General features: G+C 62.3%; 23 protein-coding genes. 5 read left to right on the forward strand and 18 right to left on the reverse strand.

The window, feature by feature from the left end; translation table 11 throughout:
* The first annotated feature begins 3 nt into the window (after nt 1–3).
* Both ubiV and NBG89_RS19715 read left to right on the forward strand, forming a co-directional pair.
* Nucleotides 4–933: a ubiquinone anaerobic biosynthesis protein UbiV gene (gene ubiV, locus NBG89_RS19710; protein ID WP_431323822.1), complete on the forward strand. Its 930-nt coding sequence runs from the start codon at nt 4–6 to the stop codon at nt 931–933.
* Entirely contained in the window at nt 930–1,349 is a 420-nt protein-coding gene (locus NBG89_RS19715; protein WP_431323823.1) for a hypothetical protein, read from the forward strand. Before ubiV ends, NBG89_RS19715 begins: the two co-directional genes overlap by 4 nt.
* 710 nt (nt 1,350–2,059) lie before the next feature.
* Here NBG89_RS19715 and NBG89_RS19720 read toward each other — a convergent pair.
* A complete protein-coding gene (locus NBG89_RS19720) occupies nt 2,060–2,278 on the reverse strand; it encodes a hypothetical protein (protein WP_431323824.1) in 219 nt (72 codons plus the stop codon).
* A 127-nt stretch (nt 2,279–2,405) separates the two neighbouring features.
* Between NBG89_RS19720 and NBG89_RS19725 the strand changes: the two genes are divergently transcribed.
* The gene (locus NBG89_RS19725; RefSeq protein ID WP_431323825.1) at nt 2,406–2,963 is read left to right on the forward strand and encodes a threonine transporter RhtB; all 558 of its coding nucleotides are present in this window, start codon (nt 2,406–2,408) and stop codon (nt 2,961–2,963) included.
* A gap of 249 nt (nt 2,964–3,212) precedes the next feature.
* Nucleotides 3,213–3,905, forward strand: a complete 693-nt coding sequence (locus NBG89_RS19730; protein WP_431323826.1) for a CBS domain-containing protein — start codon at nt 3,213–3,215, stop codon at nt 3,903–3,905.
* A 331-nt stretch (nt 3,906–4,236) separates the two neighbouring features.
* Here the strand turns inward: NBG89_RS19730 and NBG89_RS19735 are convergent, their stop codons facing one another.
* From NBG89_RS19735 to NBG89_RS19780, 10 genes are all read right to left on the reverse strand, one after another.
* On the reverse strand, nt 4,237–4,773 hold the full coding sequence (locus tag NBG89_RS19735; RefSeq protein WP_431323827.1) for a gluconokinase: 537 nt from the start codon (nt 4,771–4,773) through the stop codon (nt 4,237–4,239).
* A complete protein-coding gene (locus NBG89_RS19740; RefSeq protein ID WP_431323828.1) occupies nt 4,742–5,497 on the reverse strand; it encodes an SDR family oxidoreductase in 756 nt (251 codons plus the stop codon). The genes NBG89_RS19735 and NBG89_RS19740 overlap by 32 nt, the downstream gene beginning before the upstream one ends.
* 10 nt (nt 5,498–5,507) lie before the next feature.
* Nucleotides 5,508–6,539: an L-idonate 5-dehydrogenase gene (locus NBG89_RS19745; RefSeq protein ID WP_431323829.1), complete on the reverse strand. Its 1,032-nt coding sequence runs from the start codon at nt 6,537–6,539 to the stop codon at nt 5,508–5,510.
* 8 nt (nt 6,540–6,547) lie between these two features.
* The gene (locus NBG89_RS19750; RefSeq protein WP_431323830.1) at nt 6,548–7,495 is read right to left on the reverse strand and encodes a 2-hydroxyacid dehydrogenase; all 948 of its coding nucleotides are present in this window, start codon (nt 7,493–7,495) and stop codon (nt 6,548–6,550) included.
* A gap of 36 nt (nt 7,496–7,531) precedes the next feature.
* Nucleotides 7,532–8,206 carry a 4-carboxy-4-hydroxy-2-oxoadipate aldolase/oxaloacetate decarboxylase gene (locus tag NBG89_RS19755; protein ID WP_431323831.1) on the reverse strand — a complete coding sequence of 225 codons (675 nt, stop codon included), beginning with the start codon at nt 8,204–8,206 and terminating at the stop codon, nt 7,532–7,534.
* An 83-nt stretch (nt 8,207–8,289) separates the two neighbouring features.
* Nucleotides 8,290–9,126, reverse strand: a complete 837-nt coding sequence (locus NBG89_RS19760) for an ABC transporter substrate-binding protein (RefSeq protein ID WP_431323832.1) — start codon at nt 9,124–9,126, stop codon at nt 8,290–8,292.
* A gap of 24 nt (nt 9,127–9,150) precedes the next feature.
* The gene (locus tag NBG89_RS19765; protein WP_431323833.1) at nt 9,151–9,918 is read right to left on the reverse strand and encodes an amino acid ABC transporter ATP-binding protein; all 768 of its coding nucleotides are present in this window, start codon (nt 9,916–9,918) and stop codon (nt 9,151–9,153) included.
* Nucleotides 9,915–10,673: an amino acid ABC transporter permease gene (locus NBG89_RS19770; RefSeq protein WP_431323834.1), complete on the reverse strand. Its 759-nt coding sequence runs from the start codon at nt 10,671–10,673 to the stop codon at nt 9,915–9,917. Before NBG89_RS19770 ends, NBG89_RS19765 begins: the two co-directional genes overlap by 4 nt.
* Complete coding sequence (locus tag NBG89_RS19775) at nt 10,670–11,377, reverse strand: amino acid ABC transporter permease (RefSeq protein WP_431323835.1); 708 nt, start codon at nt 11,375–11,377, stop codon at nt 10,670–10,672. The genes NBG89_RS19770 and NBG89_RS19775 overlap by 4 nt, the downstream gene beginning before the upstream one ends.
* Nucleotides 11,374–12,132 (reverse strand): SDR family oxidoreductase, encoded by a 759-nt coding sequence (locus tag NBG89_RS19780; RefSeq protein ID WP_431323836.1) that lies wholly within the window; start codon nt 12,130–12,132, stop codon nt 11,374–11,376. The genes NBG89_RS19775 and NBG89_RS19780 overlap by 4 nt, the downstream gene beginning before the upstream one ends.
* Before the next feature lie 149 nt (nt 12,133–12,281).
* Here NBG89_RS19780 and nac point away from each other — a divergent pair, with 149 nt between their 5' ends.
* A complete protein-coding gene (gene nac / locus NBG89_RS19785) occupies nt 12,282–13,193 on the forward strand; it encodes a nitrogen assimilation transcriptional regulator NAC (protein ID WP_431323837.1) in 912 nt (303 codons plus the stop codon).
* Here nac and NBG89_RS19790 read toward each other — a convergent pair.
* Genes NBG89_RS19790 through NBG89_RS19820 form a run of 7 tightly spaced genes read right to left on the reverse strand, consistent with a single transcriptional unit; the run spans nt 13,190 to nt 19,186 of the window.
* Entirely contained in the window at nt 13,190–14,392 is a 1,203-nt protein-coding gene (locus NBG89_RS19790) for a pyridoxal phosphate-dependent aminotransferase (RefSeq protein WP_431323838.1), read from the reverse strand. The genes nac and NBG89_RS19790 overlap by 4 nt on opposite strands.
* 44 nt (nt 14,393–14,436) lie before the next feature.
* The gene (locus NBG89_RS19795) at nt 14,437–15,204 is read right to left on the reverse strand and encodes a 5-oxoprolinase subunit PxpA (protein WP_431323839.1); all 768 of its coding nucleotides are present in this window, start codon (nt 15,202–15,204) and stop codon (nt 14,437–14,439) included.
* Nucleotides 15,205–15,213: 9 nt separating this feature from the next.
* Nucleotides 15,214–16,206, reverse strand: a complete 993-nt coding sequence (locus NBG89_RS19800; RefSeq protein WP_431323840.1) for a biotin-dependent carboxyltransferase family protein — start codon at nt 16,204–16,206, stop codon at nt 15,214–15,216.
* Complete coding sequence (pxpB, locus tag NBG89_RS19805; RefSeq protein WP_431323841.1) at nt 16,203–16,913, reverse strand: 5-oxoprolinase subunit PxpB; 711 nt, start codon at nt 16,911–16,913, stop codon at nt 16,203–16,205. The genes NBG89_RS19800 and pxpB overlap by 4 nt, the downstream gene beginning before the upstream one ends.
* Nucleotides 16,910–17,377, reverse strand: coding sequence for an acetyl-CoA carboxylase biotin carboxyl carrier protein (locus NBG89_RS19810; protein WP_431323842.1), 468 nt, complete (start codon nt 17,375–17,377; stop codon nt 16,910–16,912). Before NBG89_RS19810 ends, pxpB begins: the two co-directional genes overlap by 4 nt.
* The gene (locus tag NBG89_RS19815; protein ID WP_431323843.1) at nt 17,364–18,764 is read right to left on the reverse strand and encodes an acetyl-CoA carboxylase biotin carboxylase subunit; all 1,401 of its coding nucleotides are present in this window, start codon (nt 18,762–18,764) and stop codon (nt 17,364–17,366) included. Before NBG89_RS19815 ends, NBG89_RS19810 begins: the two co-directional genes overlap by 14 nt.
* Entirely contained in the window at nt 18,764–19,186 is a 423-nt protein-coding gene (locus NBG89_RS19820) for an acetyl-CoA carboxylase biotin carboxyl carrier protein (RefSeq protein WP_431323844.1), read from the reverse strand. Before NBG89_RS19820 ends, NBG89_RS19815 begins: the two co-directional genes overlap by 1 nt.
* Between the last annotated feature and the right edge of the window lie 34 nt (nt 19,187–19,220).

Below are 19,220 nucleotides of genomic sequence, written 5' to 3' on the forward strand. Positions count from 1 at the left end.
CGGATGACGTCCTCCCTTAAATTGACGCTCGGTCCCCTGCTCTACCTCTGGCCGACCGCCCGCTGGCGTGACTTCTATTTTCAGATCGCCGACGAAGCGCCGGTCGACGTCGTCGTGCTCGGGGAGACAGTGTGCTCGAAGCGGCTCCATTTCATGGAGTCCGAGTTCGCAGCGGTGGTCGAGCGGCTTGAAGCCGCAGGCAAGGAGGTAAGGCTCTCGACCCTCGCCGTGGTGACACTCGATCGGGAAGCGAGCTACCAGCGATCGCTTGCGCACGACGATACGCGGATGGTCGAAGCAAACGACCTGTCTGCACTGCAGGTGCTGAAGGGCCGGTCCCATGCCATCGGACCTTTCGTCAACGTCTATAATGGTGCGGCCGCAAAGGTCCTGGTGCGAAACGGAGCCAGAGAAATCTGCCTGCCACCGGAATTGCCGGCGGCGTCGGTCGCCGAGATCACGAAATCCTGCCCCGAGGTTGGTTTCGAACTCTTTGCATTCGGCCGGATCCCGCTCGCGATCTCGGCGCGCTGCGCTCATGCCAGATCAAAGGGCCGTACCAAGGACAACTGCCAGTTTGTCTGCCAAGAAGACCCCGACGGGCTGCCGGTGAATACCCTTTCCGGGCAACCCTTTCTTGCTCTCAACGGCGTGCAGACCGTCTCGCACTCCTGTCAGGCGCTCCTCGACGAGCCCGGAGAAACGCTATCCCTGGGCATCCGGTCGCTGAGACTGTCTCCCCAAAGCTGCGACATGGGCGCCGTTGCGAGCGTATACCGCGACCTGCTCGATAGCAGCATCGGATCCGAACAAGCAGCCTTCAGGCTTCGAGACATTCATCCCGACCTCCCGCTCTCCAACGGATTCCACCACGGTCGCGCCGGAGCAGAATGGATAGCGCGGCTTAGAAACGCAGAAGGATTGGCTCGATGACTACAGGACATCAAAAGGCCGGCGTCGCCGCCGCCGATGCGCGCACGCGGTCCGCCCTGCGCCAGATCAAGGCCTTTGCGAAAAGGCCAGACCTCGACTGTGGCTGCTCGTCGGTCGTCGGGGAAGTCTTGCTCAACTTGCGGCCCAAAGAGCGCGCGGCCGTCGTCGCCGAGCTCTTCCTGTCGGCGGTGCGGCAGCGCATGAAGGTCACCACGCTGATGGAACTGCTGATGGAACTGGATCAGTTCGGTCCGGCGACCGATCAGGGCGAAATCGAAGAGGCGGCAATGATTTTCGACGACATGGCCGAGCAGGCGCGTCTCGGTTCGCAGTTATTGAGGGCGTTCTCCTATAACCGATCGGATTTGCGCGATGCTGCGACCAGGCTGCCTCAAGCATCGGCGGGGTCACTGTGATGGACAATAGGAATAAGAACCGGCGCATCGACATCTTGGAATTCATTGGTTCCGCCGCGCCTATCGCCGGAGAACCACAGACGTTGGAGGCATTTCTCTCCCACGCAGACGCTTGGCATAACCACGGTTTCAACAGATCTGCCGTGGAATATCCATCACTACGGCAAGGCGGGGGCTTTGCCGATGAGTGAGTTCATCGCAGGGAGTGTGGGGGTTGTCGCATTCGATCCGCTCAGTCGAAAAGGGTCGTTCGTCCTCAGTGTGGAGGACCGGAAATCTTGGCCAGTGCCAATGCCAGTGACGGTGACGAGGAGAGGGATCCTGAGCGTCGCATCGCCTCCCCGAGCCACGGCCGAACGTTTCTTCGAGTGCATCCAGATCTTTCGCGACATTGCGCTCGACAAGTGCCCCGACGGAAACCTCGCTCGCCCCCTGGAACTGACTGCAGAAGACGTGCGGCGTTGGCGCCGTCGGCATGCTGTGAGCGCCTTGGACTGGGGGGCGGCCACCAGTAGCCGCACGAAGTAGTACGTTCGTGAAGCGAGAGTCGGTCATTAACCAGGCGCGATCGCTGTCGTGAGGGTAGTCCCGGTTCGGTATCGAATGAGCGTTGCCACCGGCTCTCGTCACCGTAAAGCCAATGCAGGGCTGTTATGGCTCCAGACTTCGTCGAGCCATTATGGACAACAGAAATTGGATGTCACGCCCCCTTAGAGTTCTTCGATCCAGAGCGCCGTTGACATGTAGCCTATGCCCATCGTGCTGGCAAACAGATAGGTAAAGAAGCCTTGAGCGATGAGGGAACCTGATAACGCCATTCCGTGCTCAGAGCCGCAGATATAAATGTTCCAGATCAGGAGACCCGTCGCACAGCCGAGCGCAAATCCTGTTATGAAACGGGTGAGGATAAACCAGATCAAGCGAGGCATTGCAGCACCTCCGGTTCGATCGTATGAAGCGAACAAAAGAGGAAAGGCTCCTCGATAAATGATTTAGGTCAAATACAGCCGGCGGAAAGCGTGCAAGAGAGCGCGGAAACTGTTCAAGGATTTCCGAATGGATATTTTCGCGTTTGCAGTTAGTGTTTTCGCGCTTCTGGTTTTGCCTGGTCCGACGAACGCAATCCTGGCAATGACCTCGCTCGGGCTGACACTGTCGCGTATGGGCGTGCTGGTGGCCGCGGTTCTACTGTCCTATCTCGCCGTCATCCTGCCTATTTCCTCATTCGCCGGTCCTTTCCTTCAACATCACCCCGCCGTATCCCAAGGCGTCAAGCTAGCGTCAGCCACATGGGTGTTTTATCTCGCGTTGAAGCTGTGGGGCGTACTAGGCAAGGTCGATCCATCCCTGCTGGGCGTCAGGCAGCTTGTGACGACGACGCTCCTCAATCCGAAAGCGATCATCATCGCGCTCACGATGCTGCCACCCCGGGGTATCATCGCTTTCGACGTCCTGACCGCGTTCCTGATCGCCGCAACTGGAGCCTCGTGCATATGGCTGTCGATCGGCCGCGCCGTGCTCGGAAACGCCGACGAAATGCCGCTCGTCGCCAGAAGATGTGGGTCTGCGGCCTTGTTTGGGTTTTGTGTGTTGCTGACAGTCAGCGCCTTCTAACCCATGCTCGGCCGTTCGGCTTGGATTTCGACTAATTTGCGCTGCGTCAATGAACGTCTTCCGTGACGGGCTAATATTCATCGAATTCGAATGTGAGGAACGCGATGATCGCAGATGACGGCGAACTGGCGTTCGGCCCTTCAGACTCGAATGGGCTGCCACCTGAAGCAAGTACGCCGAGTTCGCGCCAATCTCATGGCACAGGCGCCAGCTCCTCATAGGGGTGAGACAATGCGCATAAGCGACATCATGACAGACAACGTCATCGTTATTGATGAAGCAGCAACCGTCATCGACGCCGCCGAACTGATGCTGACCCACCGCATAAGCGGACTACCCGTTGTTGATCGCAAGGGGGCACTGGTCGGCGTGATCAGCGACACCGATCTTTTGCGACGCGCAGAAGTGCAAACCGAGAAGCGCCGGTCCTGGTGGCTCCAGCTTCTCACGAGCCCCGGCAAGGTCGCCGACGAGTACGTGAATGCAAACGGCAGGAGGGTCTGCGAAGTCATGTCCCGGTCGCTCGTCACGGTGTCGCCGTATGCCACCTTGGCCGAAGCCGCCGAATTGATGGAGCAAACGCGGGTAAAGCGGCTGCCCGTCGTTGTGGGAGGCCACCTCGTCGGGATTGTCACGACGAAGGATTTTCTGAAGCCACTCAGGCAGACCCGCACGGTCTGCGTGTTTCCGATTGACGACCAGACAATCCGATCGAATGTCGAGGCGGAGCTACGAACCCAGCAATGGGCGCGTAACGGACTCATCCACGTCGGTGTCGAGGGTGGAGTTGTCACCTTAAGCGGGACAATCATGGACGAGCGTGTTAGAGCCGCGGCGCGGGTGGCGGCAGAGAACGTTGCCGGCGTCTCTGAAATCAAGGACGAACTCACATGGATCGATCCCAGTTACGGAATACTGTTACCCTCCGAAACCATCAATTGAACGGACCATCCCTCTGACATGAGAGCACGACGTCGGCGCGGCGCCCTTTTTGCGACCGGGCCGTCCAGCTCGACCATTGTCAAAACCTGCGGACGATTTCCATGATAACCCTTGCACTCCTCCTCGTCGTGCTGGCCCTGCTGGGGGCCGGTGGAATCTATTTCTGTTACTCGAAGCTGCCCATGCTTCGCTGGCGTCTATTCGAACTTCGATAGAGCCAGGCAATGGGTTCGGCGCGTTGATTGGAATGAGACAGGAAATGGCTCGGAACCTATCCGGCCACATCTCGCGACCGAAATAATTTCCCGGCCGCGTGCGCGGAGCCGCGTCGCTACGACGGAAGATCTTCCAGCTTGGCTGCGATGGCGGCAACAACCGCTTCGATCGTATTGTCGATGTCGACGGTGATTGCGTTTTCGTCCGCTTCCGGCGGTTCGAGCGCTGCGAACTGGCTGTCGATGAGGCTCATCGGCATGAAGTGGCCCGAGCGGGCGCCCATGCGGGCTGCGATCAGCTCCTGTCTGCCGGCGAGATGGACGAAGATGACAGGTCCAAGCGTCTGCGCGCGTATATGGTCGCGGTAGCGACGCTTCAACGCCGAACAGCCGACGATGAGGCTGCCATGCGGTTCTGCGAGCCTTTGGCCGACAAGGGTAAGCCATGGCTTACGGTCTTCGTCCGTCAACGGCTCGCCGCGGCTCATCTTGGCGATTTTTTCGGGCGGATGCAGGTCGTCGCCGTCAAGGTAGATCGCACTCAGACGAGCGGCAAGCACCGCACCCACGGCGGATTTTCCCGAACCCGCGACGCCCATCAGGACAATGCGCCGGGACACCTCAGAGCGAAGCCGTGATGCCGCCGTCGACATAGAGCACATGTCCGTTCACGAAGGAGGAAGCGTCGGAGGAGAGGAAGATGCAGGCGCCGACCAGTTCCTCCACCTTGCCCCAGCGGCCGGCCGGGGTGCGCTTTTCCAACCAGGCTGAGAAAGCCGGATCGGCGACGAGGGCGGCGTTCAGCGGCGTGTCGAAATAGCCCGGGGCGATGGCGTTGCATTGCAGACCGTACTTCGCCCAGTCCGTCGCCATGCCTTTGGTCAGGTTGCCGACCGCACCCTTGGTCGCCGTGTAAGGCGCGATGCCGGGGCGGGCAAGCGCGGTCTGGACACTGGCGATATTGATGATCTTGCCGCTGCCGCGTTTGATCATGTGGCGGGCAACCGCCTGGCCGACATTGAACACCGTGGAGATGTTGGTCTTCAGCAATCGCTCGAAGGCATCGGCCGGAAAATCTTCCAGCGGCGTGCGGTGTTGCATGCCGGCATTGTTGACAAGGATGTCGATGGCGCCGACTTCCGCCTCGAAGTCGTCGACAGCCTTGCGCACCGCCTCATGATCCGTGGCGTCGAAGGCGAGCGTGTGCTTCACGCCAAGGCTTTTGGCCGCCGCCTTCAGCTTCACCTCGTCGCGGCCGTTGAGGACGATCTCGGCACCACCGCCCGCAAGACCTTTTGCCAGCGCATAGCCGATGCCTTGCGAGGAGCCGGTGACGAGGGCACGCCTGCCCGTCAGGTCGAAAAGTTGAATGCTCATGGGTCCTTCCTCAGGCGAATGCGATCTGCGTCTTCATCGACTGCCCCTTGTCCGAGGCAATCTCGAAGGCCTTCAGGGCATCGGCGAGCGACAGCGTATGGGTGATCAGCGGTTTGACGTCGATCAGGCCGCCCTGCATCAGCCTGACGGCGACGGAAAACTCTTCATGGAAGCGGAAGGAGCCGCGCAGGTCGAGTTCCTTCGCCGTGATCGCCATCATCGGAAGGCTCATTTCACCGCCGAGGCCGAGTTGGACGATCACCCCGCGTGGGCGCAGAGCCTGGATACCGGCAACGAGGGCCGGCGCGGCGCCGGAGCATTCATAGAGGACATCGAAATAGCCCTTGTTCTGGCTGTAGGCGGCAAGGCCGTCCCGGTCTTCCGACAGGTTGATCGTGCGGTCGGCGCCGACCTTGCGGGCAAAGCCGAGCGCCTTTTCCGAAATATCGGCCGCGACGATTTCGCCGGCGCCAGCCCGGCGGGCAGCAAGGATCGACAAGGTACCGATCGGCCCGCAGCCGGTCACGAGCACGCGCTTGCCGAGCATCTCGCCGGCGCGACGAGTGGCATGCAGCGTCACCGAGAGCGGTTCGGCCATCGCCGCCTCTCCGGCGCTAAGGCCGTCCGCCTTCACGCACTGGCTGGCCTTGGCGACGAGCCGTTCACGGAAGGCACCCTGGATATGAGGGAAGGGCATGGCAGAGCCATAAAAGCGCATATTGAAGCAATGATTGGGCAGGCCCTTGAGGCAATAGTCGCAGGCGCCGCAGGGGCGCGAGGGAGAGACGGCGACGAGGTCGCCGACGGCAAGGTCCGAAACGCCATCGCCGAGCGCCGCGACATGGCCCGCAACTTCATGGCCAAGGATCATGGGCTCCTTCAGGCGGACCGTGCCGAAGCCGCCGTGATTGTAGTAGTGCAGGTCAGAGCCGCAGATTCCGCCGGCGGCAAGGCGGATCTCCACCTCGCCAGGACCGGGCTTTTCCGGCTCCCGGTCTTCGATGCGGAGGTCCTTTGCCGCATGGATGACAATTGCTTTCATCGTGGCCCTCACAGAACCGGGGTTGGCAGCGGCCGGCCCTGGAAATGGGCCGACAGGTTGGCGAAGACCAGCGCGCCCATCGCCTTGCGGGTCTCAACCGTGCCGGATGCCATATGCGGCTGTAAGAGCACGTTGTCGAGCGCAAGGAAGCGCGGGTTCAGGTTCGGCTCGCCCTCGAAAACGTCGAGCGCTGCCGAGCCCAGGGTCTTCTTTTCCAGTGCATCGAGCAGAGCCTCTTCGTCGATGTTAGAGGCGCGCGAGATGTTGATCAACATCCCCTCCTCTCCAAGCGCCTCGATGACCTTGCGGCCGACGATGTGGCGCGTCTCGGCGGAAGCGGCAAGCGTGACGAAGAGGAAATCGGAGCGGGCCGCAAGCTCCACTGGATCGGCGATGAAAGCCCAGTCCCTTGCGTAATCCTTCGGGCCGGTATCGCTGTAGGCGATGTCCATCTCGAACCCGGCAAGGCGTTTTGCCACCTCGAAGCCAATGCGGCCGAGGCCGAGGATACCGACGCGCTTGCCGTGCACGCTGGTCTTCAACGGATAGAGGCCCTTCCTCGCCCAGTCGCCGTTCTTGACCCAACTTTCGCCGCCAATCACGCCGCGTGCCTGCGCAAGCAACATGGCGACGCCGAGATCGGCGACATCCTTGGTGAGCACATCGGGCGTATTGGTGACGCGGATGCTGCGTTCGCGCGCCGCTGCAAGGTCCACCGCGTCGAAGCCGACGCCGTAGACCGAGATGATCTCCAGCTTCGGCAGCGCCTCGATCATGGCGCGGTTGGCCCCAAGCTCGCCGCGTGTGGCGATGCCGCGAATGCCGGCGCCGTACGTGGCGAGGAATGCCGCCTTGTCCGACGCCTCGAAATAGCGGTGCATGGTGAAGGTCGTATTCAACCGTTCCTCGTCCCACGCAGGATAAGGGCCGACTTGCAACAGCTCTATTTTGCTCATGATTTTGTCCTCTGACAGTCCCCCAGGGCTCGCCGGCTACACCTCGACGATAAGGCCCTTTGCCTTCAGCACCGCGTCCAGCTTGCTGACTTCGATCACCGATTTACCCGCCTTGTAGGCGGCGATGTATTCTGCCTCTGCCTCTTCACGCGCCTGGGAGAGACGGGCCACTTCGCGTGCCTCTTCCTGGCGGACGACGACCAGTCCGTCGGCATCGCCGACGATGATGTCGCCGGGATGGATCAGTTCTCCGCCAACGACGATAGGATCGTTGGTGGACGTCAGGGTCTCCTTGACGGTCCCCTTGATGCAGACGCTGAGCGAGAAGACCGGAAAACCGAGTTCCCGCAGTTGCAGCGTGTCGCGCACGCCACTGTCCGTCACCAGTCCGCCGATACCCTTTGCAAGGCAGGCATTGGCGAGCACGTCGCCGAAGGAGCCCGCCTCCTCGTATTCACCCGCCGAGACGACGATAATGTCACCGGGCCGGGCATAATTGATTGCGAGTTGAAGCATGATGTTGTCGCGTGGCGCACAGCGCACGGTGAAAGCCGGGCCGCATAACTTCATGCGGTAGTCGACAGGCTTGATGCGGGAGGAGATCGCCCCGCGGCGCCCCTGCGCCTCGTGAATGGTTGCTGGCGAGAATTTGGCGAGCGCGTCGATCTCGGCGGCAGGCGGGCGGACGGGCATTTTCTTGATATGCGTCATGATTTTTCCCACGGTTGGACGTCGCGGCGGGCGTAAAGCCCGCCGCTGAGTTGCTTCGGAAAACGGTCAGCTATGCCCTTCCGTCAGGGGATCGGGTCGAACTTCAGTTCGGAGAGAGGCGCGACCTTATCGGTGCGGGTCATCTTGTACTCGGTGTCCGGGCCGAGCCACTTGTCCCAGATCTTGTTGATCTCGCCGCTGTCATCAAGCTTGTGGAGCACCTCGTTGATCTTGGCCGTCAGCGCCGGCTGGTCCTTTGCCATGCCGATGCCGATCGGCTGGAACAACATGGGCTCGGGGATCATGCGCATCTCCTTGCCCTTGGTCTTCGATTCATTAACGAGCTTGGTCGTCGTCATGGTGTTGGCGACCATGCCGCGCGCCTTGCCCTGCTGGGCGGCCAGATAGGCCGAGGCGGTGTCCTGGAAGGTCAGTGGTTCGGACTTGTTGAGCTTGATGGACATTTCCGAGGTCGAGCCCTTGGTGGATGCGATGCGCTGCCCGACATAGTCTGATTTCGATTTGCCGGGGTCATCTGCAGGAACGATCAGCATTTCCTTGGCGAGGTAATAAGGATCGCTGAACTGGATCTGCTCGGCACGGCTCTTGGTATAGGCGAGGTTTGCGACGGTGATGTCGACGCGACCCAGCTTGACTTCGGGAACGCGGGCTTCGACCGAAACCGGCTTGATCTCGGCCTTTACACCAAGTTCACGGGCGATCGCGCCGCACAGGTCGACGTCGAAGCCGACCATTTCGCGCGTCTTCGCATCGGGTGAAGCGAATGGCGGCACGTCGGCGAAGGTCGCGCAACGCAGCGTCTTGTTCGTCATGATGTCGTTGAGCTGATCGGCCTTGACCGGGCCGGCGAGCGCGGCCGCCGCGACTGTCGCCGAAAGGATGAGATGCCTGCACTTCATAACTGTTCTCCTTCGTGGTTGGTATTAGTGACGCAGGTCTGCGAGGAACCGCTGCGCGCGGGGATGCTTCGGGCTTTTGAAAAATTCGTCTGGCGTCGCCGTTTCGATGATCTGGCCGCCGTCGATGAACCAGATGCGGTCGGCGACGTCGCGGGCAAAGCCCATTTCGTGTGTGACGCACATCATGGTCATGCCTTCGGCCGCCAGCGACTTCATCACGTTCAGGACTTCGCCAACCATTTCCGGGTCGAGCGCGCTGGTCGGCTCGTCGAAGAGCATGACAGGCGGCTCCATCGCGAGCGCCCGGGCAATCGCCACGCGCTGCTGCTGACCGCCGGACAGTTGCGCCGGATAGGAGTCAGCCTTTTCGCGAAGGCCGACGCGATCGAGGAGCTTCAGGGCCTTTTCATGCGCTTCGCCGGGCGCGATACCCTTCACGCGGACCGGCGACATGGCGATGTTGTCGACGGCGGAAAGATGCGGGAAGAGGTTGAAGCTCTGGAAGACAAAGCCGATGCGGCTGCGCAGGCGGTTCAACTCCCGGCCACTCATCGGCGCATGGACGTCCTGCCCCTCGAAGAAGATCGAGCCGCTGTTGATCTCCTCCAGTCGGTTCACGGTGCGGATCAGCGTTGACTTGCCCGAGCCCGACGGGCCGCAGATGACGACCACTTCGCCGCGCGAAACCGCGGCGTCGATTCCTTTCAGCACGTCATAGTCGCCGTAGCTCTTGCGGACATCGGCAAGCCGGATCGTCTGATCCTTCCCGGATGTGGATAGTGAAGCGGTCATGGCTGCTCCGTCGCATTGGGTGTCAGGGAAATCGCAAGTTGGCGGCGCTTCGAGGCAAGCCCGGCGCGCCGGCGCGTGATCCGCCGCTCGATGACATTGGTGAGCGCGGTGAGCGACCAGCAGATCACGTAGTAGGTCAGCGCGAGGATCAGGAAGACCTGGAAGGGCTGCGTGAGGAGCTGGTTGTTGACCTGGCTGGCGGCAAAGGTCAGGTCCGGCACATTAATGACGTAACCGAGCGTCGTGTCCTTGATCGTTGCCACGAAGGTCGACAGCATGCTCGGGATCATGTTGTAGAGTGCCTGCGGCAGTATGACGTAGCGCATCGCGCCGAAGTAGCTGTGGCCAAGGGCGCGGGCCGCATCCATCTGCCCCTGCCCCAAGGCGACGATGCCGGCGCGGATGATTTCGCTGAGGAACGCGCCCTGGTAGACGACGAGGGTGGCGAGCATGGTGTAAAAGCTCGGCACGTCGGCACCCGTCAGCAGCGGCACGAGAAAATAGCTCCACAGCACCAGCATCAACAAAGGCACGCCGCGCGTCACATAGACCAGCACCGTCACCGGCCAACGCAGCATCCGATACGTCGAAAGGCGCGCGAAGGCGAGCAGGATGGCGAACGGAAAGGCGATTGCGATGCTCAAGGCCGAGAGGATCAGCGTATTGGCAAGGCCGCCGAGCGGTCCGTTCGGATATTGCCCGATGAGCAGCAGCAGCCAGTATTCGTCGATGATGGCGATCAGGTCGTGGATCATCGTCTGGCTCCATTCGCGGGATCGGCCCGCCAAGTGACGTAGGCGCCGGTGGCCATGATGATCAGCGAGAAGAAGAGATAAAGAAGCGTGCCGATCAGGTAGATCTCGAACGTACGGAAGCTAAGATTGTCGATCTCCTTGATGGCATGACTGAGTTCCGGGGCGCCGATCACGATGGCAAGGCTGCTGTTCTTGAAGAGCGACACGCTGTGGTTGACGAGGGCTGGCAGCGCGTTGCGCACGCCCTGCGGGATCAGCACGAAGCGCATGGCCGAGACGTAGCCGTGGCCAAGCGCGCGCGCTGCTTCCATCTGGCCCGGATTGACCGAACGCAGGCCCGAGCGCAGATCCTCGCTGAAATAGGCCGCCTGGCAGAGGCCGAGTCCGATGATCGCGAAGATCATCTCCGCCGAATGGGCAGAAAGCCAGTCGGACAGCCCTGAAGGCAAGACTGTGTAGATGCCGAAATACCAGAGCATCAATTGCACAAGCGTCGGCACGTTGCGGTGATAGGAAACGTAGGCTGCCACGACCGAATTGCCGATGCGGCCAGGAGCAAAACGGATGGCGAGCAGCAGCAGGGCAAGACTCATCGCCAGCAGCCAGGATGAGATGGCGATGACGAAGGTCATCTCGATGCCGTGCACGAGCATGGCAACATATTCCGGATTGGCGAGGATGTCGGCGAGATCGAAGCCCTTCACGGCTGCGGCTCCTTCGCCTGCGGACGCGCCGTCTGCAGGCCGCCCATCACCTGGAGCGTCGGGGTGATTTCCATGTGACCGATATTGACGGCAATGGGTGCGGCAAGCGCGAAGGCAATGGCGTCAGCAATGTCAGAGGCCTGCGGCAGCTCGAAACCGTCGATGAAGCGTTCCCGCACCGACGGATCATTGCCGTGCACGTGGCTGAAGATGTCGGTTGCGACACGGCCGGGGCAGATCTCCGTCACCCGAACCCGCTTGCCGAACGTATCGATTCGCAACTGGTTCGACAGCATGCTGACGCCGGCCTTGGTCGCGTGATAGGTGGAATTGCCGCCGAAATTGTAGAGGCCGGCAATCGACGAGATGTTGACGACATGGCCGCGGTCGCGTGCAGCCATGCCCGGCACGATCAGCCGGCAGAGATGGAGGACCGCGCGCAGATTGACGTCGACCAGGAGGTCGATGTCACCATCCTCCGCTTCAAGGAACTTCTTCGGCCGGTCGACGCCGGCATTGTTCACCAGGATGTCGAATTCTACTTCGCCGGCGAGTTTGGCGAGCGCGACGCGATCGGTGACGTCGATCGCGTGGGGAATGCAGCCGGTGCGCGCGGCCAGTTCCTCGAGCGCCGCTGCGCTGCGGGCCACTGCATGCACTTCGAGGTTCTCGCGCCGGAGCCGTTCAACGACCGCAGCACCAATCCCCGAGGATGCTCCGGTCACGAGTGCCGTTTTGTAATCGGAAAATGACATTGGAGTTCCCCTGTTGTTGGAAAAGAGAGTAGCGAAGCTTTCCGGCTCTGGATAAGACCGTTTGAATCTGGATGGATAAGCAAGGCTTATGGGCTTGCCGCCGCCTCTTCGGCCTGTAACATGCGAGGCCAAACAAGACAGGCTCGCATATGGATACCAGGCGTCTCAAATCCTTCATCGTCATCGTCGACACCGGCAGCATTACGCGTGCCGCTGACGTTTTGCACATCGCCCAGCCCGCGCTCAGCCAGCAGCTTGCTGCGCTGGAGGAGCATTTCGGACAGAAGCTCCTGATCCGCAGTCAGCAGGGTGTGTCCATGACCGAGGCCGGCAAGGCCGTCTACCGCCACGCCCAGATCGTGCTTCGCCAGATGGAGCAGGCGCAGGCCGACGTGAAGGCGGCCGGCTCGACGCTCGTCGGACGCGTCTCGGTCGGCCTCGTGCCCTTTTCGAGCGCGGCAACGCTCTCCGTCGATCTCCTCACTGAAACGCGCAAACGCCATCCCGGCATCCTGCTGCACCTGACCGAAAGCGTTGGTCAGACCTACAGCCAGATGATCATGAACGGCAGGCTGGAAATGGCGTTGATCCACGGCACGGGTCCGATCAAGGGTGTGCGCTTCGAACCCGTTTTTGTCGAGGAGTTCCGTCTTGTCGCGCACCGCGATTTCCGCATCGAGCCAGGTGCGGCGCCGCTGCCGGTGAGCGCGCTCAACGACCTGCCGCTTCTTCTGCCGCCGCCCTACAATTTCGTGCGTCGCGCCATCGATCTCGCCTTCACTCGCGCCCGCGTCTCCGTCAACGTCGTGGCGGAGGTGGAGGTTGTCCGCACGTTGGCGCGCGCGGTTTCAAGCGGCGTCGGCGCCACCATCATGCCACGAGCCATCGTCGAGCGGATCGTCGCGGAATCCTCCGAGCCGCTTGTCTCGTGCATGATCGCGCCGAAGATTGAGGAAACACTGTCGCTCTGCGTTTCCGACCAGAGCGAGCTGTCGGAGCCGGCGCTGGCGGTGCGGTCGATCCTCATGGACCTCACCGCCCGCCTCAAGGGGCAAAGTTAGCGCAGGCCGGAGCAGAACTCGGCAATGCGTCCGCAGGCCTCATCCAGCTGTTGCATGCTCGTGGCGTAGGAAATACGGAAGAAAGGGCTCATCCCATAGGCGGCGCCCTGCACGGTCGTCACGTGATGCTCGTCGAGCAGCGCCAGCACGAAATCGGTGTCGGTCTCGATCTTCCGCCCGCCGCTGCTCGTCTTCCCGATCAGTTCGGCGATGTTCGGGAACACGTAGAACGCCCCTTCCGGCTTGTGGCAGCGAATGCCCTCGATCTCGCCAAGTCGGGCGACGACGAAGTCGCGCCGCTCCCGGTAGATCGCCGCCCGTTCCCTGAGCAGATCCTGCGGGCCATCAAGCACAGCCGCGACGGCGGCCTGGGTGATGGTCGACGTACCGCCACTGTTCTGGCCGTTGACGTTGCTGATCGCCTTGATGAGGTCCTTTGGCCCGCCACAGAAGCCGAGCCGCCAGCCGGTCATGGCATAGGCCTTGGAAGCGCCGTTGACCGTCAGTACACGATCCTTGAGACGTGGTTCGACCTCCGCGATGGTGCAGAATTCGAAACCGTCATAGATGAGGTGCTCGTACATGTCGTCGGTCATGATCCAGACATGTGGGTGCTTGAGCATAACCTGCGCGATGGCCTTCATCTCCTGCCGCGAGCAGGCAGCCCCCGTCGGGTTGTTCGGGAAATTGAGGAACAGCCATTTGGTGCGCGGCGTGATCGCCGCATCGAGATCTTCGGCGCGCAGCTTGAAGCCGTTTTGCTGTGGGCAATCGACCGGCACCGGCACGCCGCCGGCGAACTTCACGATATCGGCATAGCTTATCCAGGAGGGTGATGGGATGACGATCTCGTCGCCGGGATTGCAGGTGGCCATCACGGCATTGAAGATGATCTGCTTGCCGCCGCCGGCAACGACGATCTCCGAGGGATCGTAGTCGAGATTGTTGTCCCGCTTGAACTTGCGGGCGATGGCCTGGCGCAGCGCCGGCGTGCCGTCGAGCGGCGGATACTTCGTATCACCGGCAAGGGCTGCCGCATGGGCCGCCTCGATGGCATTGGCCGGTGTTGCGAAATCGGGTTCGCCAGATGAAAGGCTGATGACCTTGATGCCCCTGGCTGCAAGATCGCGGGCGCGCTGGGTCATGGCGGCGGAGGCGGAAACGGAAACGTTCTTCAGGCGGTCGGCAATGGCGGACATGATCTTGGCTCTCGATGAAAGGGATGAGGGGCCTGCGACGGGATTCATCGCAGAAGCTTGGAAACAGGCGTCACCGCGCCGCCGGCCGCCTCGATCTCGCTGCGCACGATGCGGGCGAGGTCGAGCGAGCCGGGTGTATCGCTGTGCACGAGGATGGACCGCGCGCGCATGGGAATGAGGGCTCCGTCGATGGCGGTGACGGCGCCGTCGAGGAGGAACTGCCGCACGCGGGTGCGCACCGCGGCCTCGTCCTTGACTAGTGCGCCCGGCTGGCCGCGCGGCACGAGTTTTCCTTCCGCATCGTAGGCGCGGTCGGCAAGGAATAGGGTCAGTGTCTTCAGCCCGGCCTCGATCGCGGCGCGCTCGATGATGCTGTCGGCCGTGCCAAAAACGATGAGATCGGGATCGACCGTACGGATCGCCGCCATCATTGCGGCGGCGAGCGCCGGGTCACGGTTGATCATGTTTCCCATAGCAGCGTGGAAGCTGACATGCGAAACCGTCACACCCTCTGCCTTGGCGATCGCCATCAGCGCGCCGAGCTGGAAGAGCATCTGCTGGCGCAGCTCGTCCGGGCCGAAGGGCAGTTCCCGGCGGCCAAAACCCTGCCTGTCGGGCAGGCCCGGATGGGCGCCGACATCCACCCCTCTTTCCCGCGCAAGGCGCACCATACGCGCCATCGTTTCGGGATCGCCTGCGTGGAAGCCGCAGGCGATGTTCGCGGAGGTGACGATATCCATCATCGCCTCATCGTCGCAGAGCCGGTACGGACCGAAACCCTCGCCCATGTCCGAATTGAGATCCACCTTCATGAAATGCTCCTATGCCATGGCGCTGAGCGCCTGGCTGACCAGCCGGGCGGTCTGCCTGACGTCGTCGATATAGGCGGCAAGCCCCCGCTCAATGGCCCTCGCTTCCGCGTGTGTTGCCGGTACGAAGCGCAGCATCGAACCAATACGTGCCTGCCCCAGCCGCCAGAGATCGGCCTCGATGACGCCCGCGATTTTCGGATAGCCACCCGCCGTATTGGCGTCGCTCATCTGGACGATCGGCTCGCCTGCCGGCGGGACCTGGACGACGCCGGGAACCACGCCGTGCGAGCGCATCTCCACCGTCTGCAGCGGATGGATCGGATCGCCGCTTAGCCGATAACCGGTCCGGTCGCTGCGCGCAGAGATCTTCCACGGCTGGCTCCAGAAGCGCTGTGCATCGGCGCCGAAAAGATCATGCTCACCGGCTGGCAGAGCGCGGATCATGAGCGAGCCGCCCTCGCCGACCGGAAAGACGTCCTTCAATGCCACCGCCGGAGGTACGACGCCAAATCCACCCTTCGGAAGAAAGGCTGCCGTCGCCGCGCCCGTTGCAACGGTGTCGCCTGTCGCAAGAACCCTGCCGTTAAGACCGCCGAAACCGCCGCGCAGCGACGTGCTGCGCGAGCCCATCACAGGTGCGACGTCCGCGCCGCCGGCAAGGTTCAGATAGGCTCTCGCGTCCTTGAGTGGAGGCGATAGTTCCAGCAGCTGGCCGGCCTCGGCCTGCGCAGCCCACCAGGGTGGCAAGTCGATGCCGTCGAGCGTTGCCCGGCAATCCGCGCCGGTGATCGCGAAGGCAGTTCGCGCGGCAAAACGCACGCGGAAGGGAAAGGTTTGCACCTCGATACCTGCAACCTCCGGCGCATTGCCGACGAGGATATTGCCGATCAAAAGTGCAAGCGGGTCCATCGCACCGCAGGCCGTGACCCCGATATTGCGATAGCCCGGACGGCCAAGGTCCTGGATGGTGTTCAGCGGCCCTGTTGCGACAATATCGATCACAGTTCGATCCTTTCGGGGAGGAAACGCACAGTGTCGCCAGGAGCCATGACGGCCGGAGCAGCAGCCAACGGATCGAACATCTGGAGTTCGGCAAAGCCGATGGAATTCCAGCCGTTCGGTCCTGTCAGCACCGCAACGCCTGTCTGCATGCCGCCGATCGTGACGCAGCCTCGCGCCATGCTGAGCGAGGGCACCGTCTTGCGCGGCATATGGATGCGCGGATCAAGCCCGAAGAGGTAGCCGAAACCCGGCGCACTGCCGAGGGCGAAGACGCGGTATGTGCCTTCGTGATGGATGCGCACGACCTCCCGGTCGCTGAGGCCGGAAAGATCGCAGAGCGCCGGCAGATCCGTCGCATGTTCGCCGCCATAGGTGACGGCGATCTCGATGTCCCTGCCGGCAAGATCGACGCCGCGTGCCCGCTTCCATTCCTCCTGGAGCTGGTGAACGACAATGTCCGGCGCCTCCGGCGTCTCCTTGAGGATTACCAGCAGGTTCGTCATGCCCGGCACGATTTCAGCGATTTCCTCCCGTGCCTGGAGGGCATGTGAGAGCGCCCAGATGCGCCGCTGGTTCGCCAGGTCGAAGGCGCCAGGTGCTTCCATGAGGAAGGCGCGTGTGCCGATGAAGGAAATTTTCGCCAGTGCGTCCGTATCCGGCACGATTGAGGCGGGCGACGCGAACGGGGTCGATTGCGGGAGGCTCATCGGGAGGGCTCCGTCGTGAAAACAGCATCACCGTAGCCGACGAGGTCTCCGGTGCGGGCATGGACCTCGGCGACGGCTGACGCTTCGGGCGCGGTGACGGGCAAGAGCACCGGCCCAACCTCGATGAAGCCGACGATGGCGCCCGCTTCGACCGCCCGACCCTCTTCGGCAAGTGGCGAAGCGTCGGCGCTGCCGGGATGCGTGCTGCGGAAGAGACCGGCCATCGGCGCCTTGACGGCCCGGCCTTCGGGCAGGATTGCGCGCAGCTGTGGGGCGGTTTCAGACGCGTGCGCCGAGTGCGCGGCGGGACCAAGAACGATCTTCAGAGCCTCGCCACCTTCTGTGAGAATTTCCAGCTCACCTGCGCCGGAGGCTTCCAGCCAGCCAGTGAGCGTGGAGATGAGGGCGGGATCGGAAAGGTCGCCGATCGTGTTTTTGCTTGCCGAGCGGTCACGCCTGGACACGGGGTTCCTCCCTCAGCCGTTTTTCAAGATGGTGGATATCGACGCAGCCGCGCACGAAATCGGGATCGGCGAAGATCCTCTCGTGCAGCGCAAGGTTGGTGGAAATGCCCTCGATACGCGTTTCCGACAAGGCGACCTGCATGCGCCGGATTGCTGCCGCACGGGTTGGCGCATGCACGATCAGCTTGGCGATCAGGGAATCGTAGTAGGGAGAGACTCGATATCCGGCCGACACATGCGTATCGATACGAATCCCCGGCCCACTCGGGAAACGCACCGCTGTAATGCGTCCGGGAGCTGCAACGAAAGTCGCAGGATCCTCGGCATTGATGCGGCATTCGAAGGCATGGCCCAGCGCCTCACCCCGGAAGCGGGATGGAGTGAGCATCTGCCCTTGCGCTACGCGCAACTGCTCGTGCACGAGATCGACACCGGCCGTCATCTCCGTGACGGGATGCTCGACCTGCAAGCGCGTGTTCATTTCGATGAAGTAGAATTCGCCGTGCTCGTAGAGGAATTCGAACGTGCCGACGCCGCGATAGCCGATCTGCCGGCAGGCTTCCACACAGCGCTCCCCGATCCTTTGCGCCAGTTCCGGCGCAATGCCGGGCGCAGGCGCCTCCTCAACAACCTTTTGGTGCCGCCGCTGGATGGAGCAGTCACGATGACCGACCCAGACGGCATTGCCGTGATTGTCACAGAGCACCTGGAACTCGACATGGCGGGGATGCTCAAGGAATTTCTCCATATAGAGCTCCGGCTTGCCGAAGGCACGGCGGGCCTCTTCGCGGGTGATGGCGATCGCATCGGCGACCTCCGCGCCCTCGCGCACGACGCGCATGCCGCGCCCGCCCCCGCCGCCGGCCGCCTTGATGATAACCGGATAGCCGATCTCTTCCGCGATGGCGCACACGGCCTCGCCATCCCCAGGCAGCGGCTCACCCGGCCCCGGCACACAGGGCACTCCAGCTGCCATCATCGCTCGTTTGGCAGCGATCTTGTCGCCCATGGTGCGGATCGCTGAAGCCGGCGGGCCAATGAAGACCAGTCCCGCCTTCTCGACCGCCTCGGCAAACTCGGCATTTTCCGACAGAAACCCATAACCCGGATGGACAGCCTCGGCACCCGTGACGCGCGCCGCAAGCAGGATCGCAGCCTGGTTGAGATAGCTGCGTGCCGGCGCCGATGGTCCGATGGAGAGGAGACCGTCCTTTCCGCTGGAGGCGTCCGCAGCCCGGTCGGCCTCGGACGCGACGAGGATCGGGCGCAGTCCCAGTTCGAGGCAGGCGCGCCGGATGCGAACGGCGATTTCGCCGCGATTGGCGATCAATACGGATGTGAAGGGAAGGTCGCTGCCTTGCAGGGCTGCATCGAGAGGCGCGCCCATCAGCCGATCTCCACAAGCGGATCGCCGAGGCTCACTTCTTGCCCGTCATCGAAGAAGATGCGCTTGACCACACCGCCGAAGGGCGCGGGAACTGTCGTGAAGACCTTCATGGCTTCGACGATGCAGAGCGCTTGCCCCGCCTCGATGACATCCCCCATTGCAACGAGCGGCGCCGCGCCGGGGCTGTTGGATTGGTGCACCACGCCAGACAGCGGCGCGTGAACATGGCTGCGGTCTGGCTGTTCCTTAGGCGCCGCCGGCGCGATCTGCGCGCTTTCACGCGGCGTCGCCGGTGGCGTGGGTTGAAACGGGACAGGCAAATTGCGCACGATGACAGTCGTGCCCGCTTCGCTGACCGTTAGCTCCGAAACACGTGAACGCCCGACGAAGTCGAGTAGCGTCTTGATCTTTTGCAGATCCATGCGGTTCCCCAAGGCATAAATGAAACCGGAGCGT

Origin of the sequence: Rhizobium sp. YTU87027, assembly GCF_050644135.1 — a bacterium.
Taxonomy (GTDB): Bacteria; Pseudomonadota; Alphaproteobacteria; order Rhizobiales; family Rhizobiaceae; genus Rhizobium.

Coding starts and splice junctions, on each gene's coding strand:
- ubiV (WP_431323822.1), top strand. CDS start 4: ATGACGTCCTCCCTTAAATTGACGCTCGGTCCCCTGCTCTACCTCTGG.
- NBG89_RS19715 (WP_431323823.1), top strand. CDS start 930: ATGACTACAGGACATCAAAAGGCCGGCGTCGCCGCCGCCGATGCGCGC.
- NBG89_RS19720 (WP_431323824.1), bottom strand. CDS start 2,278: ATGCCTCGCTTGATCTGGTTTATCCTCACCCGTTTCATAACAGGATTT.
- NBG89_RS19725 (WP_431323825.1), top strand. CDS start 2,406: ATGGATATTTTCGCGTTTGCAGTTAGTGTTTTCGCGCTTCTGGTTTTG.
- NBG89_RS19730 (WP_431323826.1), top strand. CDS start 3,213: ATGACAGACAACGTCATCGTTATTGATGAAGCAGCAACCGTCATCGAC.
- NBG89_RS19735 (WP_431323827.1), bottom strand. CDS start 4,773: ATGTCGACGGCGGCATCACGGCTTCGCTCTGAGGTGTCCCGGCGCATT.
- NBG89_RS19740 (WP_431323828.1), bottom strand. CDS start 5,497: ATGAGCATTCAACTTTTCGACCTGACGGGCAGGCGTGCCCTCGTCACC.
- NBG89_RS19745 (WP_431323829.1), bottom strand. CDS start 6,539: ATGAAAGCAATTGTCATCCATGCGGCAAAGGACCTCCGCATCGAAGAC.
- NBG89_RS19750 (WP_431323830.1), bottom strand. CDS start 7,495: ATGAGCAAAATAGAGCTGTTGCAAGTCGGCCCTTATCCTGCGTGGGAC.
- NBG89_RS19755 (WP_431323831.1), bottom strand. CDS start 8,206: ATGACGCATATCAAGAAAATGCCCGTCCGCCCGCCTGCCGCCGAGATC.
- NBG89_RS19760 (WP_431323832.1), bottom strand. CDS start 9,126: ATGAAGTGCAGGCATCTCATCCTTTCGGCGACAGTCGCGGCGGCCGCG.
- NBG89_RS19765 (WP_431323833.1), bottom strand. CDS start 9,918: ATGACCGCTTCACTATCCACATCCGGGAAGGATCAGACGATCCGGCTT.
- NBG89_RS19770 (WP_431323834.1), bottom strand. CDS start 10,673: ATGATCCACGACCTGATCGCCATCATCGACGAATACTGGCTGCTGCTG.
- NBG89_RS19780 (WP_431323836.1), bottom strand. CDS start 12,132: ATGTCATTTTCCGATTACAAAACGGCACTCGTGACCGGAGCATCCTCG.
- nac (WP_431323837.1), top strand. CDS start 12,282: ATGGATACCAGGCGTCTCAAATCCTTCATCGTCATCGTCGACACCGGC.
- NBG89_RS19790 (WP_431323838.1), bottom strand. CDS start 14,392: ATGTCCGCCATTGCCGACCGCCTGAAGAACGTTTCCGTTTCCGCCTCC.
- NBG89_RS19795 (WP_431323839.1), bottom strand. CDS start 15,204: ATGAAGGTGGATCTCAATTCGGACATGGGCGAGGGTTTCGGTCCGTAC.
- pxpB (WP_431323841.1), bottom strand. CDS start 16,913: ATGAGCCTCCCGCAATCGACCCCGTTCGCGTCGCCCGCCTCAATCGTG.
- NBG89_RS19815 (WP_431323843.1), bottom strand. CDS start 18,764: ATGGGCGCGCCTCTCGATGCAGCCCTGCAAGGCAGCGACCTTCCCTTC.
- NBG89_RS19820 (WP_431323844.1), bottom strand. CDS start 19,186: ATGGATCTGCAAAAGATCAAGACGCTACTCGACTTCGTCGGGCGTTCA.